This window comes from Microaerobacter geothermalis, assembly GCF_021608135.1.
Classification (GTDB): domain Bacteria; phylum Bacillota; class Bacilli; order DSM-22679; family DSM-22679; genus Microaerobacter; species Microaerobacter geothermalis.
On the sequence record NZ_JAKIHL010000023.1, the window covers coordinates 1 to 18,063 of the forward strand.

Sequence of the window (18,063 nt, forward strand, 5' to 3'; positions counted from 1 at the left end):
TTAAACGATGATCACTATAAAGAGTTAGGTGAAGACTTTTTACAGAAGCGAAACCAAGAACGAATGGAAAGATATTTTATCGCTAAGGTGCGTCAATTAGGATACGAAGTTCAGAAGAATACTGCATCATAACTACTGGAAACATTTACAATGATCATCCCGGGCATCCCTATACTCATTTTTATCTGGAAATTGATACCAAGCACTTGACATTTTTAGATCAGTATGACCCGGGAGCGAATTATTTTCATATCAAAGATTCACACGTCCGCTAGTCGAGTTCTAGCAAGAAGTATATAAGTCCGCTTCAAGACTAAAGAACGGAGCCCTCAAAAACATCTGGAGATTTCAAAGGTGGAGTCAGTTTGAGGGCTAATTCCCGTTCTTTATCCTCTTCGCTGGATAAGAACTCGAAGGCTGTCCTTCGTGAATTCTGTTAGTTCCGACTATATAAAACCCCCCACTTCACAAAAGAAGTGGAGGGCACCTTAATAAAACATTACGTTGCATTTTGCAACGTGTCTATTTTATTTTGCAACATTTCTTAGCCATCGGACAAATGATATTCTTTCATCTTTCTCCATAACGTGGAACGGTCAATACCCAGGGATTTTGCTACAAGGGATTTGTTGTATTGGTATTTATTCAGGGTAGCTAAGATCAGGTCCCTTTCTGTCTGTTTTAAGCTTTTCTCTTGACCGTGATCCGAAACGGTTTGGTCTTTGCCAATTTTCTTTCGGAAGAAATCTACATCTTTTAAGGTAAGACTTCTCCCTTTTGCCAACAATACCATTCTTTCCACCACGTTTCGCAGTTCACGGACATTGCCTGGCCAATGGTATTGCATGAACACGCGATAAATCTGATCATCCACACCTTCAATTTTCTTTTCCCTCTGTTCATTTAATTGATTGACAATACTCATCACTAGTAGGGGAATATCTTCAAGCCGTTTACGAAGGGGAGGAAGTTCCAGAGTCAGCAAATTAATCCGATAATAGAGGTCAGGACGAAATTGTTTATGCTCGATGGCCTCCTCTAAATTTTTGTTGGTGGCTGCAATAATCCGAACATCAACCGGAATAATCCTTTCCCCTCCGATTCTTCTCACACATTTTTCCTGTAACACCCGTAATAATAAGGCTTGAATTCTCAAAGGCATTTCACCAATTTCATCCAAAAACAACGTGCCCCCATGGGCCAATTCAAACAGCCCCTGCTTTCCTCCTTTTTTAGCTCCTGTAAATGCTCCATCTTCGTAGCCGAAAAGTTCGCTTTCCAGAAGGCTTTCAGGCAAAGCCGCACAATTAATGGCGACAAAGGGTCCAACTGATCTGCCGCTTGCCAAATGGATCCCCTGGGCAAATAATTCTTTTCCGGTGCCTGATTCTCCGGTAATGAGAACCGTAGCTCCCGTCTCACCAAAAAGCTTCGCTTGTTCTCTGACCTCAGATATAGCTTCAGAATGACCTACTATATCAGTAAGACAATATCTTGCCTCTAAACCGCTATGATGAAGCTTTCTGCGCAATTTCATTTCTAACTTTTGAATATCTGTAATCTCTTTAAAATTGGAAACCGCCCCTACAACTGTATCATGGATCACCACTGGAAATCGGTTAATAACAATTTGCTTGTCCAACACTGTCGCAAGGTCCCCGATTTCCTTTTTTCCGGTTTGCAGAACACGCATCATGTCAGAATGAGGAATAAAATCCGTAATTTTGCGATGTAAGGCCTCCTCAGGAAGTGATAACAGATTTTTTGCATGTTCATTAACCAAGGTAATATAGCCTTCCTTGTCAACCGCTATCACACCATCATGGGCAGAATTTACAACCGCCTGTATCTGAAGTTTTTCCCTTGTCATTTCCCTGGTATAGCCCGATAAAAAACTGGCCTGTCTTGCCGCTGATAAGATTGTCTCCATAGAAGGAGAAACAGCACACACATTTTTTATATAGGGAGTTAATTTCACTTGTTTTGTCCATTGCGGAGTTACGAAGAGAAATCGATCCTCTTTCACTTTTAATTGTGCGGCCTGATGCTTCATATCTTCCAGATTTACGAACTGGTAGGAAAAATTCGAAGCCACTCCAAGCTGCATCCGAATATGTTGCTCCATTTTTAGCCACTTCATTTCCTTCTCTGATGCGATGATTATCACTTCTTCAACCAGATGACCATTGGAAACCAATTGACAAACCGCTTGCTCAACATCGGTCATGTGAATCGTTATCGGAACAACGGGAACGCTTAATGAATCCACTTCAGACACAAAAGAAGCTGTTGTGATCACAACCATGGGATTGATCACTTGATCCAAAATAGATTTCATGGAATAAAAATAAGCAACTTTCTCTCCTTCTTCCTTCAAATAATAGGAGAGCATCTCTTCCAACCTCTTATCCAAATTGTATAAAGCGATCATCGACATCCCTCTTTACCTTAATCAAATAAAACAGTCCTACCCTAGGTTTTCGAAACTTGAAACTTTTCCTTTTAATTTTCATAATAACAAAAACTCCTATGATTTGATAAATTGTTGACACAAAAAATAGAAATACTCTTGCATATATAGCAAAGAATATTTCTATCGAAATCCGCCCAGAGAACTCCCGCCTCTAAGCGAAGCGAAGACGGGAGAGGCTTCACTGAGATATCCTATAGATCTGGAATTAAAAATTTACACGTCCGCCACTTATTTCATACATGATAAATAGGGTAGACTAGTGGCGTTTTGCCACAGTGCAGGGAGTGATTCAGGTCCGCTTCAAGGCTAAAGGTATAATATTTCTATATCTTTCTGCCTACCAAAGCTCCTTCATAAATGGCCCTCTTCGCATCCAGCTCCTCGGCCTTACTGGCTCCCCCTATGAGGTATACTTCTTCCATGCCCATATCCTTTAGCTCCGAATACAAAGCATGATTCGGATATTGCCCCGCTGCCAGAATCACCGTATCAGCAGGAACAAGCATTTTCTCCCCTTTTAAGAGAAGGTGAACCCCGTCCTGATCAATCTTTTCATATTCAATTCTTGTAAACATTTGGACGCCCTGTTCCTTCAAATGGGCCAAAACAGCCCATCGAGTGGTCCTCCCCAGTCCAGTTCCAATTTTCCCCCCTCTTCTCATCATAGTAATTTTTCTTTTTCCCTTAAAACCGCTCACAAGCTCTCCTGATTGAATGATTCCATATTGGAGCAAATATTTGGTGATTTCCGGAGTATAAGAATGGGGTTCCAAAAGGAAATGTGCCAGATCACAGGCAATTCCTCCTCCACCAATGATGGCAACCCGTTCTCCTACAGGAACTTTTCTCTGAAATACATCTATGTAAGAGACGACGTGGGGAAGATCTGCCCCTTCAATATCCGGAACCCTTGGTTTGACTCCTGTAGCCACCACCACGGCATCGTATTGGTTTACCAAATCTCCAGAAGTTATCTCTCTTCCATAATGAATTTCCACACCCAAACGCTTCAATCGAACCTCATAATAGCGCAAAGTTTCCTTAAATTCCTGCTTACCCGGAACGTTGACGGCATAGTTTAACTGCCCACCAATCCGATCCGCCTTTTCAAAAAGGGTCACCTGATGTCCCCTTTCCGCCAGAGTTTTTGCCGCTTCCAAACCCGAAGGACCGGCACCCACTACCGCTACCTTTTTCGGCGATGCCGTGTTTGTAATGGCAAACAACTTCTCTCTTCCTGCTGCCGGATTTACCAGACATGAAGCGGGCTCCCCACTAAAAATATGATCCAAACAAGCCTGATTACAGGCAATACAAGTATTGATTTCATCATATCTTCCCTCTTCCGCTTTCTTTACCAAGTAAGGATCCGCCAAAAATGGACGGGCCATGGAAACGATGTCACAAGCTCCTTCTTGCAGCAATTTTTCAGCAAGACGCGGATCATTGATCCGGTTGCTGGCGATCACCGCAACCCCCACATGCTCTTTTATCTTACCTGCAACCCAGGCATAGGAAGCCCTTGGAACCATCATATAAATGGTAGGAACCTTAGACTCATGCCAGCCTATTCCTATATTTAAGGCATGTACACCTGCTTCCTCCAATTTCTTGGCAAACTGAATTGTTTCCTCCATCGTGGTGCTGCCAGGCATGAGATCCAGACCGGACATGCGGAAAAGAACAGGATAATCATCTCCAACGAGTTGTTTTATTTTGTGTACAATAGCTAAAGCGAAACGAGAACGGTTTTCAAAATTCCCGCCCCATTGGTCGGTTCTATGGTTGGTCACCGGAGAAAGAAATTGATTAATGAGATATCCTTCGGAACCCATCACTTCAACGGCATCAAACCCGGCTTTCTTTGCCCTTTCTGCTCCCTTGGCAAAGGCTTCTATGATCAATTCAATTTCTTCATGGGACAACTCCTTTGGGACGGTGTCACTTAAAACAGACTTAATCGGTGATGGAGCAACAGGATCATATCCACTGATATTTTTTAATGCGTATCGCCCGGCATGAAACAGTTGAAGGGCGATTCTTCCCCCTTCTTCATGGATGGCATCCGTTAATTGGGCAAGCGTGGGAATCATCTTGTCATCATTTACTGTCAAAAAATGAAGCCCTCCTACTCCTTCAGGAGAAACAGCCGCTCCTCCAGTTACGATCAGTCCAGCTCCTCCCTTTGCCCTTTCCCGATAAAAATCAATAAGCGGTTGTAAGTCCCCATCATTCCCTTCCAATCCCACGTGCATAGAGCCCATTAGAATCCGATTGGGCATAGACATAGATCCCAATCGAATCGGTTCAAAAATCTTTGTACACTTCAAAAAAATCCCCTCCTTCATTCATTATGAATGAATATTCATTCATAATCTGCTCATTTCCGCAATATTCTTAAAACAATTTATTCTATGACTTTTTATTCTATAATTTCGTTTTAGTTCCTTCTTTTTTTTAAAAATTTTTCATCTGCGATTTTTACCCTATCTCAAAAGACTTATCTAAATCAACCTTTTTTGTTACCCCAGGAATACCCACCCATATCCCAAAGATGCAGCAATCACCCAGGCGGGATGTACTTTTAATTTTTCCAACAGCAGATAGGCAATTAAAGAAAGAAAAATCGTCTGATAAACCCCAATGTGTTGCCAGGTGCTGTAAAAAAATTGAAAGGCAATCACCCCCAAGAGAATGCCTACTGTCGGACGGACCAGTGCTGTCATCCTCTTTACCTTTGGAGAATCCTTAAAACGGGATAGGAGATTCAAAAGCAGTATCATTGCCAAAAGGGAAGGAGCAATAGTGGCAAACAGGGCCACGATAGCACCCAATACTCCTCCCACCTGATAACCGATATATCCTGCCATTTTGGTTGCAATGGGGCCGGGAAGGGCATTGCCCAAAGCTAGAACATCGCCAAATTCTTCAAGAGACAACCACTGGTAACGATTAACCACTTCATTTTGAATCAGAGGGATAAATGCCGGACCACCGCCATAACCGACAATCCCCGGTATGAAAAAGGCCAAAAAAAGCTGCCAGTAAATCACGATTCTCCCTCCCCTTTCTCCCCTTCATTGGTTCTTTCATCAGACTGATTAGGAATCGAGGATGTTTCCCCTTTTGGCTTTGTTATGATGGCATAAAACAAAAGAATTCCGATCAGGAACGCAGGATGAAGATTTAAGGAAACAAGTGCGATGAAACTGAAAACTCCTAAGCCCATACTTTGCCATTTCCCATAATTTGTCCAGGATTTCTTAAAAAAATCAATGGCTAAAACCAACAGCATAACGGCAACGACGGGACGCACGGCATTGGTCATTCCCTGAACCCTGGGTGAATTCTTTATACTCATCAAAAATCCCAACAGAAGAATCATGATAATGACCGTAGGCAGAACCATTGCCAGAACCCCAACGACACTACCCAGGATACCGGCTACTCTGTACCCGATGTAGCCTGCCATTTTGGTTGCAATGGGACCAGGAAGCGCATTTCCCAAAGCCAATACATCACTAAATTCTTCTTCATTCATCCATTTGTACTTTTCTACCACTTCTTTATGTACTAAGGGAATGGAAGAAGGGCCTCCCCCATAACCCAATATTCCCACCCGAAAAAAAGCGGCAAATATTTGCCACAACGTCATATTCTATTTCCCCTGTCCCTTTTTTGTTTATTTTATCATAAAACCCCCAAGACTTTCCTCAGGGGTTGTAAATTCCTATGGATTGCATTTAAAAACCGCAGAATTCGACCGCTTTTGGTAAACATAATCAGCAAGTTCCGCCGTCATCTCATAATAATGAAAGGGAGTAATCAGATAGATCCCATTGAAGTAATCCATGGCGACCTCAAGGAGCTCCTTGGCCATGGCTACTCCTTCTTTCCTTGCTTCTTCTCCTTGGTACATCCTGATCCGTTTCAATGCGGATTCCGAAAGTTTGATGCCAGGAACCTCATGATGAAGAAAATCTGCATTTCTGGCGCTGGTAAGAGGCATAATCCCGATAAATATGGGTACCGGAATATATTTGGTTCCCTCATAGATCATGTGAATGGACTCTGCATCATAAACCGGCTGTGTCATAATAAAATCAGCCCCCGCTTCCACCTTCTGTTCCAATCGTTTTACCGCCGCATCAAAATGACGTACATGGGGATTAAATGCTGCACCCACCACAAACCGGGCCCTCTGCTTCAATATCTTTCCGGAGAAAGACAATCCCTCATTTAATTGCTTCACCATACGAATCAAATCAAAAGAGGAGACATCAAAAACCGAACTGGAACCGGGAAGATCACCAAATCGTGCTGGATCTCCGGTAATGACCAATATTTGTTCAATCCCCAAGGCATGAAGACCCATCAGATGGGACTGCTGGCCGATAAGATTGCGGTCCCGACAGGTAATATGGACAAGGGGTTCAATTCCCAATCGATTCTTTAAAATCGCTCCCATCGCCATGTTGCTGATTCTGGTTGTCGCCAAAGAATTGTCGGCTATGGTAATGGCATCCACCCCGGCTTCCTGCAGTTTGGCTGCCCCTTTTAAAAAGATGTCAATATCCAAATCCCTCGGAGAATCCCATTCAACGATAACGGTATGACGCTTCTGTACCAAATCCACAATATTGGGTTTTTTCCGGTCTATTTCATGAATCGTCGCCCTTGGCTTCAAATCTTCCAAGCCTTTTTCAGGGTTTTTACGGGGTAGGGGATCCAAACCCTCCAAAATCTCAGATATCATCTGAATGTGCTCCGGAGAGGTTCCGCAGCACCCACCGATCAGGTGAACCCCTTGCTTCCGGAACTGAAGGGCACATTTAGCAAAATATTCAGGTGAAGATTTATAAGCGTACTCCCCCTCGGATAAACCCAATCTTCCGGCATTGGGAAAAACGGAGATCAGGATATCATCCGGAACAATGGTTTGTTCCAACGAGCGCAATATTTCCAAAGGTCCAAGACGACAGTTGAGACCCACCACATCTGCCTGATGCTGCTTAAGCAACTGAAAAGCCTCCGTCAGCGAATAACCATCTCTAGTTCTCCCAACTTCTATCGTAGCTAACTGAGCAATAATGGGAAGGGAGGTAAGGGGACGGATAACTTCCAAAGCCAGCAGCAGTTCCTCCAAGTCCAGAAATGTTTCCAGTATCAGACCATCCGCTCCCCCCTGGAGCAGAGCTATTGCCTGTTCCTCAAACTGCTCCCTGTATCCCTCCATTTTGGTTTGACGTACCCGTCCTGACGTGATGGAACCCATGCTGCCGAAAACAAAAGCATCTTCTCCCACCGCATCTCTGGCATTTTTTACGGCAGCCAAATTTATTTTTGCCACCATATCTTCAAGGCCGTACCGGGCCAAACCTTCCCGATGGGCGCCAAAGGTATTCGTTTCAATGAATCGGGCACCAGCCCTGTAATAAGCTTGATGAACATTTCTTACGATATTGGGTTTGGAAAGGGACAGCTCTTCATAGCACACCCCAATCGGCACACCCTGCTGATATAACAGGGTGGCCATTGCCCCGTCACCTACCAGCAGGTGTGAGGATAAATACTCAAGAAATTGGTTTGCCTTCTTCATTTTCTCTCCCATCCTTTCATTCTACGCTAAAATACCGGGCATCAGGATGGGAAAAAACCATGGCCGATACCGATGCCTCAGGCTCCATCATAAACCCGTCCGTTAAGGAAATTCCGATAGCTTCAGGTTGTATCAATTGAAACAGCTTTTCCTGATCATTAAGATTGGGACAGGCCGGATAGCCGAATGATACCCGTATTCCTTGATATTTGGCACTGAATCGTTCCTTCATAGTCATCTCTGGAGAATCAGGAATACCCCATGAGTCCCTGATCAAGTGATGCAGACGCTCGGCAAATGCTTCCGCCAGTTCTAGGGCTAGGGCCTGCAAAACATGGGATCGGAGATAATCCCCCTTGTCTTTCCAAGATCCTGCCAGTTCCCTGATTCCTTCTCCTGCAGTAACGGCCATAAAGGCTACATAATCCATGACGCCACTTTCCTTCGACCGCAAAAAATCAGCCAGACATAAATGGGGGTGGATCCTTTGTCGGGGAAAGGTAAACTGCTGAATGATGGTTGACAGGTCCTGAGGGGCATAGATCAAAATCTGATTCCCGGATGACTGGGCCGGGAAAAATTGATAAATTCCATGGAGACGAATCAACTGATCCCTTTTTGCCTCTTCCAATAATCGGAAAACGATTTCTCTCAATTCAACGGCTTTTTTATCCCCTTTAGTCAACAACTTTTCTACACTCCCCCTTAACCCCAGATGTTTTCCCAATAACATCTGCAGGTTGAGATAGGGCTGAACATGGCTGATTGGATAATTTCGCAACACATGACGTTTAAAATCCGGAGGAGGATAAACAGGTGATTGGTGGTTCACATCTGGGGAGCGAGTGATAACCTGATAAGCACCCCCCCTTGATTCATCATCTTTTGAAAATTCCAATGATAAAGCCCGTTCCGATTCCTCCTTTTTCTGTTCAATGAGACCATGATCCCGTTTCATGGAATCAACCAACCGGTTGGCTAATTGCAACCCTTCCATGGCATCCCGTGCATAAAGAACCGTTCCGTTATATTCCGGAGCAATCTTTGTTTCGGTAAATCTCTTGGTTAAAGCCGCTCCACCAACCAGCAGCGGGATGTCAATTCCCGACATTTTTAAATCCTGTGCCGTCAACACCATCTGCTGGGCGGATTTGACCAATAGACCAGAGAGTCCGATCATGTCAGGTTTTTCTTCCTCCACAACTTTGATGATTTGTTCAGACGGTACCTTAATTCCAAGATCAACGATTTGGAATCCATTGTTGGACAGAATAATTTCTACCAGATTTTTTCCAATGTCATGTACGTCTCCCTTTACGGTGGCAAGAATAATTTTTCCCTTTCCTTTATTATCCGATTTTTCCATATAAGGCTGTAAAAAGGAAACGGCAGCCTTCATCACTTCCGCACTCTGCAACACCTCGGCGACAATTAGTTGATTGTCGTTAAACAACTGACCAACCTTTTCCATCCCTTTCATCAGGGGACCATTTATGATGTCCAGGGGGGAAGATTTCTTTAAAGCTTGCTGAAGATCTTCTGTCAAGCCTTCTTTCATCCCCTCCACCACATAATTAACCAGCCGTTCCTCTAAAGACATAGAAGATTTTTTCTGTGTTGATGTTACTTTTTTTTCCCGATAATAATGGGTAAAGCGATTTAAAGTATCCGTATTGGTGCGAAATAGAAGGTCTTCTGCCATCTGCCTTTCCTCAGGAGGAATCGAAGCATATCTTTCCAATTTCTCGGTGTTGACGATGGCATAATCAAGACCAGCCTTTGTACAATGATATAAAAAAACCGCATTTAAAACCTCTCTCCCTGCAGGAGGAAGTCCGAAAGAAACATTGCTAATTCCCAGAATCGTCTGACAGTCTGGAAAGCTTTCTTTAATCAGGCGTATTCCCTCTACAGTCTCCAAGGCAGAACCGATGTATGCTTGATCTCCTGTACCTACGGGAAAGACGAGGGGATCAAAGACCATATCCTTGGGATTCATGCCATATTTGTGCACCAAAAGGTCAAAGGAACGTTCTGCAATCTCCAATTTTCTCTCCCGGGTAATGGCCATTCCCTTCTCATCAATGGTACCAATCACCACTGCTGCCCCATATTTGCGGACCAGGGAAACCACTTCCTCAAACTTCTTCTCTCCTTCTTCCAGATTGATAGAGTTAATAATCGATTTGCCTTGGGAGTATTTTAAGGCAGATTCAGCAACAACCGGGTCCGTCGTGTCTATCATCAGCGGTGCCTTTACTTTTTTTATGGCAAACTGAAGGAATTTTTCCATATCGGTTCGCTCATCCCGTTCCGGATCTGCCAAACAAATATCGATAATCTGTGCACCTCCCTTTACCTGGGTCCGGGCAATTTCCGACGCCTCCTCATACTTCCCTTCGCGAATCAAATTTCTAAACTTTTTCGATCCGATGACATTGGTCCGTTCCCCCACCAGAAGAGGTCGGTTATCCGCTTCTACATAAACCGGTTCAATGCCGGAAATGGATGGAAGACGTTTTGGCATCGCCTGCCGGGGCTTATATTTTTTCATTTCTTCAGCGAGATGCCGGATATGTTCCGGTGTTGTTCCACAGCATCCTCCAACGAGATTTAACCATCCCTGCCTCGCAAACTCGGCCATTTTAGTTGCCAGACCAGCTGGCGTTTCATGATAGTGACCATTTTCATCAGGGAGGCCAGCATTGGGATAACAGGATATTCCGGTTTGGGCCAAATTGGATAACGTGCGGATATGATCACGCATAAATTCAGGGCCAGTGGCACAATTTAATCCGATGGAAATGGGATGAAGATGTTCTAGGGAAATATAAAAAGCTTCAATGTTTTGTCCGGCAAGGGTGGTGCCCATAGGTTCAATGGTGCCTGAGATCATAATGGGAACGTCTTTCCCGGTTTCATCAAGGGCCCGTTGTATGCCGATGCCGGCAGCCTTGACATTTAATGTATCCTGGGCGGTTTCTATCAAAAGCACATCCACTCCACCGCTGATCAGTGCAAGGGCCTGGCGATAGTAAGATTGTGTCAGTTGGTCAAAGGTGATCCCCCCTGTGACGGACAAAGATTTTGTTGTGGGACCCACGGAGCCTGCGACATATCTGGGCCAGTCAGGTGTAGCATACTGATCTGCCGCTTCCCGGGCGATGGTCGCAGCAGCCAGATTAATTTCCTCCGTTTTATCCTGCAGGGCATATTCGGCAAGAACGACATCTGTCGCCCCAAATGTATTTGTTTCAATAATGTCTGCACCTGCTGCTAGATATTCCTCATGGATGCTACGAATCAAATCAGGACGGGTAATGTTTAATATTTCGTTGCATCCTTCGTACTCTTCCCCTCCGAAATCCTGTGCCGTTAAATGGGCCTGTTGAATCAATGTTCCCATAGCTCCATCCAAAATCATGATTTTGTTATTCAATTGTTCTTGTATTCTTGGTGTTGCAGGTTTCATGAACTTTTCCCCCTATTCGTAAAGAGCGCGTGATGAAACAAGACGGGGCAACATGGCTTGCTCCAAATCTTCGATTAAATCATGGGGATCCTCCAGACCAACAGACAAACGCAACAATCCATCATGTATTCCCCTTTTTCTCCGCTCTTCTTCCGGCATCGCCGCATGGGACATCAATGCCGGATAAGAGAGAATGGATTCCACCGAACCAAGGCTTACAGCAACTGCCGGTATTTTCACCCGCTTCATGATTTTTTTGGCCATGCTGGCATTTCCAACGTCGAAGGATAACACCGCACCATGTCCAGTCACCTGCTTGTTCTGAATGTCGTGTCCCTGGTGGGTAGGAAGTCCCGTATAATACACTTCTTTGACATAGGACTGTTCTTTGAGCCAATTGGCAATGATTTTTGCCCCATTCGTTGCAGAATCAAGACGTACTTTCAGGGTTTTTAATCCCCTTAACACCAACCAAGAATCCTGTACCCCCAGTATGGCTCCAAATGAATTTTGTAAAAACCCGATTTTTTCAGCCAGTTCTTCATTTTTTGCCACAACAAGTCCAGCAATCACATCGCTATGTCCGGCGATGAATTTTGTGGCACTATGAATGACAATGTCTGCACCAAATTGAATCGGCCTTTGATAGTATGGAGTCAAAAAAGTGTTGTCCACAATAAACAGCAATTTCGATTGTTTAGCGATTTCTTCAATTTTTCCCAGGTCGGTAACCTTCAGCAACGGATTGGAAGGGGTTTCCACATAGATCGCCTTCGTGTTTGGCTTTATGGCCTCTTCAACGGCGTTTATATCTGTTGTATCAACAAAGGTGGCAGAAATCCCCAACCTGGATAACACCTGAGTGACAATTCGATGGGTCCCCCCATAAACATCCTCAGAAATGACCACATGATCTCCTGAAGATAAGAGGAGAAAAACCGTTGAAATGGCAGCCATGCCGGATGAAAAGGCAAACCCTCTACATCCACCTTCCAATAATGCAATCGTCTCTTCCAAAGCATGGCGGGTTGGGTTGCCTGACCGGGCATAATCATAGGGGCCCGGTTGATCTACATCAAACTGATGATAGGTGGAAGCCTGGTAAATAGGAGTGCTACAGGCTCCGGTATATGGATCCACTTTATAAGGATTGTGAATGATTTGCGTGGAAAATTTCATCCAATTCCCCTCCATTCCGGTGAATGTTTTCTTCATTTACGGCATAATCCAACGCCTGAGAAATATCTCCGATTAAATCTTCCTCATGTTCGATCCCAGTTGACAAACGGAGCAGACGATCACACACGCCTACTTTCCGCCGAATCTCTTCAGGAATGTCCGCGTGGGTCTGAACAGAAGGATAGGTCATCAAACTTTCTACCCCGCCAAGGCTTTCCGCAAATGAAATCACCCTCAAATTTTTTAATACCGTTGGAATCCACTCCTTTTTCTTCAGGCGAAAGGAGATCATTCCTCCGTTACCCTTCGTCTGTCCCTTGATTCCTTCGGGATAAAACACTTCCTCCACACAGGGGTGCTTTTTCAGAAAAGAAACGATTTTATTGGCATTTCGCTGATGTTTTTCCATGCGTAAAGCCAACGTTTTCATCCCCCGAATTAACAACCAGGAATCCTGGGGACCCAATACGGCACCGATCGAATTATGCAAAAAGGATAATTTCTCAGAAATCTCTTCACCCTTGGATACAATCAATCCTGCCAATACGTCATTATGTCCCCCTAAATACTTCGTTCCACTGTGTACAACGATATCCGCTCCTAATGGAATCGGATTTTGAAAATAGGGGGTAAGAAAAGTATTGTCAACAATGGTGATCAGCCCTTTATTCTTTGCCAGTCGGGCAATCTGATGGATGTCTGCTTCATGCATCATGGGATTGGTAGGAGATTCTATAAATATCGCTTTCGTAGAAGGGCCTATGGCAGCTTCAACCGAATCCATGTCCCTTGCATCAACATAGCTAAACTGTAATGAAAACCGCCTTAACACCTGTTCGAACAGCCGATAGGTCCCTCCATACAAATCAAGGGATGCCACGATATGATCCCCGGCAGAAAAAAGTGAAAATATCACCTGGATTGCTGCCATGCCGGAACTTAACGCAAATCCCCGATCCCCCTTTTCCAGAGTGGCTATGGCATCTTCCAATACGGTTCTTGTCGGGTTTGCGGTTCTTGTGTAATCGTAACCGGTGCTTTCCCCCAATTCCGGATGTTGATAAGCAGCAGAATGATAGATTGGAAAATTGATGGCACCGGTTTTTTCATCCCTTCGATTTCCAATTTGAGCCAGCTTCGTCTCTACGTTCATTTTCATTACCCCCCAAAAAAAATAACCCCCTTCATCTTGAAAGGGGTATCGGTTTCCGAAGACAGGTCGGTTCCAGCCTTATCTTTCAAAATGAAAACTCATTTTGCAGGAATTAGCACCGTTCTCTTTGGAATACTCCGCCGAGTCGGTTGCCGGGCTTCATCGGGCCAGTCCCTCCGCCTTCTCTTGATAAGAATGCTATTCAATTAATACGATGCTGTCATTCTAACCTGTCATAGGTTCCCTGTCAATAGGGTTATCGAAATTTTCTTAATCATGATTATACCACCAGTCCTGTATGGCCAATAAGCCCGGTGCCCCGCCGGTATGCCAAAACAATACACGGTCACGGAAAGTGATGATTCCCTTGTTAATATAGTCCAGCAAACCGGCCATGGTTTTCCCGGTATAGACGTGGTCCAGCAGAATCGCCTCAAGCTGAGCCAGCAGCTGAATCGCATGAACGGATTCCGGAGTTGTTTTTCCGTATCCGGGCCCGATGTATTGGTCATCAATCAATAAGTCCTCTTCCATCCAGTCCCTGTCAACTTCCCGAATACAATTCCTGATTCTAAGGGAAATTTCCTCCTTGGGAAGCCAGGGACTGATTCCCAGCAGTTTGGCACGGTCACGAGAAAGACGGTTCCCCAGATAAATTCCGGCAAATGTCCCCCCCGATCCGGCGGTAACCACAATCCAGTCAAAATGATGGCCTTCAATCTCCTTATAGGCATCCAGATATCCCAGACTGCCCAAACCGTTGGAACCGCCAATCGGAATCAGATACGGTTTTTTTCCTTTCAGATGGAATTCATTATATGTCCGGATTAAAGCTTCTTCCATTTCTTCCGCTGTTCTCGCCCCGCTAAAGCGAATCTCGGCACCGACCAGAGTATCGATAAATAAATTGGCTCTCCGATGCCCCGGATCACGACCGGCCAAGACTAAAACCGGCTTAAGTCCGACTTTGACTGCCAGGGCAGCCGTTGCTTTGGCATGGTTGGATTGGGGACCTCCTGTCGTGATCACCGTATCCGCTCCCTTTTCCAAAGCATCGGCCAGGATATATTCCAGTTTCCTGATCTTGTTCCCCCCGGTAGCCATACATCCGGTCAGATCGTCTCTTTTGATCCAGATTTCCGTACCGGTATGTTCACTTAACCGTTCAGCCAAATGCAGAGGGGTCGGGGTGAAGCTTAAGGCTAATTTTTTGACCATTTTTTCAACTCCTCCAATGGAATTGACAAATGTTAACCAATGATGCAAAACCCTAAATTCTTGATTCGGCATACACTGAAAATTTCTTTTAACTTTCTCGAATCTAAATGGAATGATTAGATACGTTTCATTAAATATTGGATGATCTTTTCGGCAGATTGATCAATGGTGAATCGATGGGTTTCAATGATCAATTCCGGATTTTCCGGTTCTTCGTAGGGAGAGCTGACTCCCGTAAATTCCGGAATTTCTCCAATTCTGGCCTTTTTGTAGAGCCCCTTCGGATCCCGCTGCTCGCACTCTTCTAATGGACATTTTACATAAACTTCAATAAATTCTCCAGGTTCAACCAGGTTTCTGACCAACTGCCTGTCTTCGCGAAAAGGTGAAATAAAAGCGGTAATGGGAATCATTCCAGCATCTACAAACAGCTTGGCTACCTCACCGATTCTCCGGATATTTTCCCTTCGGTCTTCGGGTGTAAAACCAAGCCCTTTATTTAATCCATGCCTGATGTTGTCACCATCAAGAACATAACTTCGCACTCCCATCTGGTGAAGGCGTTTGTCCACCTCATTGGCCAGGGTTGATTTCCCCGAGCCGGAATATCCTGTAAGCCAAAGGATGCAGCTTTTATGCCCGTTTAATTGCTGCCTTTCCGGTTTATGAACGGAAGAGCCTTGCCAGACAATATTTGAAATAGTTTGGTTGGACATCAAATCCCCTCTTTCTCTAAAAATGTAAGGATTCTCAGAAAGTCGTTCCAGTTTGCACTTTCATTCCTCTAATCAGAACATCCACAACCTCCGGTCTGCTGAACTCTGGAGGGGGCGCTTCTCCTCTCTTAAGCATCTCTCTGACTTTGGTTCCGGATAGGATAAGACGATTCTCATTTCCATGGGGACAAGTTTTTGTAGATGCCATATTTCCGCATTTGTTGCAGTAAAAGCTGTGTTCAAAAAACAGTGGGGTAATCCCCAAATCCCCATGAGTGAAATGATGAAAAATCAGTTGGGCATCATAGGTTCCATAGTAATTACCGACACCGGCATGGTCCCGTCCTACAATAAAATGGGTGCATCCGTAGTTTTTCCGGACCAAAGCATGGAAGATGGCTTCCCTTGGACCGGCATATCTCATTGCAGCTGGGAAAACCGCCAGAAAGACGCGATCCTGCGGGTAATAGTTTTTTAACAAGACTTGATAACTTTCCATCCGTACATCAGCCGGTATATCATCTGATTTTGTCTCTCCCACCAAAGGATTTAAAAATAATCCATCCACAATCTCCAACGCCGTTTTTTGAATGTATTCATGGGCTCTATGAACAGGATTTCGCGTCTGGAATCCCACCACCGTTTTCCACCCCTTCTGGATAAATGCGTTTCTTGTTTCATCAGGGTCCAAATAAAATTGCTGGAACTTTGATTTCTTTGGGCGTTTCACCATGGTCACTGGACCGGCAAGATACACATTCGGCCTTTCAAACAACTTATGGACACCTGGATGGGCCAAATCTGTTGTACGATATATTTTTTCAGCCTCCAGTTGTTTATTGGGAACGTATTTCTCCTTTAGTTCAAGAATTCCGTATACTGTGCCATCATGTAACAGCCTGATTTTTTCTCCGATTTCCAGTTGATCGGCAGTTTCTTCGGCTACAGGCAAGGTGATGGGTATACTCCAAACCAATCCGTTTTCAAGTCTCATCTGTTCGAGAACGTTTAGATAGTCTGCCTCTCCCATGAAACCTGTCAATGGACTGTAGGCGCCTACGGCGATTAATTCCAGGTCGGATAGTGCAAATCCGTCCAGCTCGATCTCCTTGCTTAAACGGGAATAATCATATTCAAAATCGATACGGTTCACCAATGCCCCGCCATGGGGATGACTCAGACCCATAAATCTCCTCTCCTTTCCATTCCTTTGTATCTATATGGTGTATGGATGGAACACATATAGATGAAACTAAACATACATGACCCGCAGGGTCACAAATTGATATGAAAAGGTATTTTCATATCAAAGATTTCCACGTCCGCTAGTCGAGTTCTTGCAAAGAAGTGATTAAAGTCCGCTACGAGTCTGAAAGAACGGAGTCCTCAAAAACATCTGGGTCTTTCATAAGGATGGAGTCAGTTTGAGGACTAATTTCCGTTCTTCATCCCCTCCGCTAAGTAAGAACTCGAGGGCTGTCCTTAGCAAATTCTTTCGTTTCATCCAATTAGTTACAGAAACCAAATAGGTGAAGAACTCTGAATGAACTATTGATGAAGTCCGCATTCTGTTTTTTTGAAGTCGGACCATCGGCCCGCCCGCAAATCCCCCCCCTCATGAACCGGTTGCGTACAATTTTCACAACCAATACTTGGATATCCACGGTCATGGAGGGGATTATATGGCAGATTGTAAAGTTTGATATAATCCCAAACCTCTTCCCACGTCCAGTAAATCAATGGACAGATTTTAACCAACTGAAATTTGTTGTCTTTATTCACGTACTGCATTCGACTCCTAGTAGGAGACTGCTCCCGTCGCAAACCGGTAATCCAGGCACTGTAACCGGATAGCAGTTTTTTTAACGGCTCAATTTTTCGCAAATGACAGCACTGGTCGGGGTTCCTCTTCCACAGTTCATCGCCATATTCTTCCTTCTGCTGTTTCAAAGTAAGGGAAGGCTCAACGATTTCAATCCGCAGATCTGGATAGCGTATTTTCACTTTTTCTATTAATTCATACGTTTCTTTGAAATGAAGATGGGTATCCAAAAAAACAATCTGGGCATTTTTTTGCACCTTGGATATGAGATCAATTAATACCATACCTTCTGCACCAAAACTGCAGGCATAGACAAGACCATCCTGGTATGTCCCATATGCCCATTTCAGTACATCGATGGTATCCTTACCAGCTAAGAGGTTTTCATTTATTTCTTTATAGTCTTCATCTGAAAGCTGTTGAAACAACAT

Annotated in this window: 12 protein-coding genes and 1 riboswitch; all 12 genes read right to left on the reverse strand. The window is 44.4% G+C overall.

What is annotated here, in order from left to right; translation table 11 throughout:
- Nucleotides 1-544: 544 nt before the first annotated feature.
- A complete protein-coding gene (locus tag L1765_RS09635; RefSeq protein WP_236406679.1) occupies nt 545-2,431 on the reverse strand; it encodes a sigma-54 interaction domain-containing protein in 1,887 nt (628 codons plus the stop codon).
- A gap of 365 nt (nt 2,432-2,796) precedes the next feature.
- Nucleotides 2,797-4,803, reverse strand: coding sequence for an NADPH-dependent 2,4-dienoyl-CoA reductase (locus L1765_RS09640; RefSeq protein WP_236406682.1), 2,007 nt, complete (start codon nt 4,801-4,803; stop codon nt 2,797-2,799).
- Nucleotides 4,804-4,995: 192 nt separating this feature from the next.
- Nucleotides 4,996-5,526 carry a chromate transporter gene (locus tag L1765_RS09645; RefSeq protein ID WP_236406683.1) on the reverse strand — a complete coding sequence of 177 codons (531 nt, stop codon included), beginning with the start codon at nt 5,524-5,526 and terminating at the stop codon, nt 4,996-4,998.
- On the reverse strand, nt 5,523-6,128 hold the full coding sequence (locus L1765_RS09650; RefSeq protein WP_236406686.1) for a chromate transporter: 606 nt from the start codon (nt 6,126-6,128) through the stop codon (nt 5,523-5,525). The genes L1765_RS09645 and L1765_RS09650 overlap by 4 nt, the downstream gene beginning before the upstream one ends.
- Nucleotides 6,129-6,203: 75 nt before the next feature.
- Nucleotides 6,204-8,072, reverse strand: coding sequence for a bifunctional homocysteine S-methyltransferase/methylenetetrahydrofolate reductase (locus L1765_RS09655; RefSeq protein ID WP_236406687.1), 1,869 nt, complete (start codon nt 8,070-8,072; stop codon nt 6,204-6,206).
- Nucleotides 8,073-8,088: 16 nt separating this feature from the next.
- Nucleotides 8,089-11,544: a methionine synthase gene (gene metH, locus L1765_RS09660; protein WP_236406689.1), complete on the reverse strand. Its 3,456-nt coding sequence runs from the start codon at nt 11,542-11,544 to the stop codon at nt 8,089-8,091.
- A 12-nt stretch (nt 11,545-11,556) separates the two neighbouring features.
- Entirely contained in the window at nt 11,557-12,723 is a 1,167-nt protein-coding gene (locus L1765_RS09665; protein WP_236406691.1) for an aminotransferase class I/II-fold pyridoxal phosphate-dependent enzyme, read from the reverse strand.
- The gene (locus L1765_RS09670; protein ID WP_329610006.1) at nt 12,686-13,876 is read right to left on the reverse strand and encodes an aminotransferase class I/II-fold pyridoxal phosphate-dependent enzyme; all 1,191 of its coding nucleotides are present in this window, start codon (nt 13,874-13,876) and stop codon (nt 12,686-12,688) included. The genes L1765_RS09665 and L1765_RS09670 overlap by 38 nt, the downstream gene beginning before the upstream one ends.
- A gap of 75 nt (nt 13,877-13,951) precedes the next feature.
- A riboswitch (SAM riboswitch) is annotated at nt 13,952-14,072 on the reverse strand.
- Nucleotides 14,073-14,146: 74 nt separating this feature from the next.
- The gene (locus L1765_RS09675) at nt 14,147-15,166 is read right to left on the reverse strand and encodes a 1-aminocyclopropane-1-carboxylate deaminase/D-cysteine desulfhydrase (protein ID WP_236406695.1); all 1,020 of its coding nucleotides are present in this window, start codon (nt 15,164-15,166) and stop codon (nt 14,147-14,149) included.
- A 44-nt stretch (nt 15,167-15,210) separates the two neighbouring features.
- Nucleotides 15,211-15,810, reverse strand: a complete 600-nt coding sequence (gene cysC / locus L1765_RS09680; protein WP_236406697.1) for an adenylyl-sulfate kinase — start codon at nt 15,808-15,810, stop codon at nt 15,211-15,213.
- A 34-nt stretch (nt 15,811-15,844) separates the two neighbouring features.
- Nucleotides 15,845-16,996, reverse strand: coding sequence for a sulfate adenylyltransferase (gene sat, locus L1765_RS09685; RefSeq protein WP_236406699.1), 1,152 nt, complete (start codon nt 16,994-16,996; stop codon nt 15,845-15,847).
- 362 nt (nt 16,997-17,358) lie between these two features.
- Nucleotides 17,359-18,063 (reverse strand): phosphoadenylyl-sulfate reductase, encoded by a 705-nt coding sequence (locus L1765_RS09690; protein ID WP_236406700.1) that lies wholly within the window; start codon nt 18,061-18,063, stop codon nt 17,359-17,361.

Bases quoted from the DNA above. Each gene is read 5' to 3' on its own strand.
- L1765_RS09635 (WP_236406679.1), bottom strand. From the start codon at position 2,431: ATGATCGCTTTATACAATTTGGATAAGAGGTTGGAAGAGATGCTCTCC.
- L1765_RS09650 (WP_236406686.1), bottom strand. From the start codon at position 6,128: ATGACGTTGTGGCAAATATTTGCCGCTTTTTTTCGGGTGGGAATATTG.
- L1765_RS09655 (WP_236406687.1), bottom strand. From the start codon at position 8,072: ATGAAGAAGGCAAACCAATTTCTTGAGTATTTATCCTCACACCTGCTG.
- metH (WP_236406689.1), bottom strand. From the start codon at position 11,544: ATGAAACCTGCAACACCAAGAATACAAGAACAATTGAATAACAAAATC.
- L1765_RS09665 (WP_236406691.1), bottom strand. From the start codon at position 12,723: ATGAAATTTTCCACGCAAATCATTCACAATCCTTATAAAGTGGATCCA.
- L1765_RS09670 (WP_329610006.1), bottom strand. From the start codon at position 13,876: ATGAACGTAGAGACGAAGCTGGCTCAAATTGGAAATCGAAGGGATGAA.
- L1765_RS09675 (WP_236406695.1), bottom strand. From the start codon at position 15,166: ATGCCGAATCAAGAATTTAGGGTTTTGCATCATTGGTTAACATTTGTC.
- cysC (WP_236406697.1), bottom strand. From the start codon at position 15,810: ATGTCCAACCAAACTATTTCAAATATTGTCTGGCAAGGCTCTTCCGTT.
- sat (WP_236406699.1), bottom strand. From the start codon at position 16,996: ATGGGTCTGAGTCATCCCCATGGCGGGGCATTGGTGAACCGTATCGAT.
- L1765_RS09690 (WP_236406700.1), bottom strand. From the start codon at position 18,063: ATGTTGTTTCAACAGCTTTCAGATGAAGACTATAAAGAAATAAATGAA.